The following is a 404-nucleotide window of genomic DNA, read 5'->3' as shown; positions in this document are numbered from 1 at the left end:
TCCACCACCGGCAGCCGCGCCTGGGCCCCGGGGTGGGCCAGCCGCCGCAGCCCCGCCTGTACGTGCTCGGCCTCGGTCTCCGCCGCCGCCAGCAGCCCCGCCTCGAACCGGCGCACCCTGCCCTGCCCGCACAGCAGCACCTGCACCCGACCGTCGAGCACCGCGAGCTCCACCAGCCGTACGTCCTCACCCAGCCGCGCCAGGAGCCGGCCGACGTCGAGACGGTCCCCGCCGTCGGGCGCCTCGCCGCGTATGTGCAGGGTCCGCGAGCGGATCTCCCGTTCCAGACGCCGCTGTTCCCGCTCCAGGGCCGGCACGGGCCGGCCCTCCATCCGGGCCTCCTCCGCGCGGGCGGCGATCTCCCGGTAGGCGGTCATGTCGCTGAGCAGCGCGGGGTCGGCGGG

1 pseudogene is annotated in these 404 nt (G+C 77.5%); it reads right to left on the bottom strand.

The features are described from left to right. A pseudogene (locus B9S61_RS12785) lies at positions 1-404 on the bottom strand (hypothetical protein); the annotation flags it as partial.

Origin of the sequence: Streptomyces sp. SM1 (assembly GCF_002910825.1) — a bacterium.
Lineage (GTDB): Bacteria > Actinomycetota > Actinomycetes > Streptomycetales > Streptomycetaceae > Streptomyces > Streptomyces okerensis.
The sequence above is the reverse complement of the archived record's forward strand: the minus strand, read 5'-3'. Positions and strand labels throughout refer to the sequence as shown.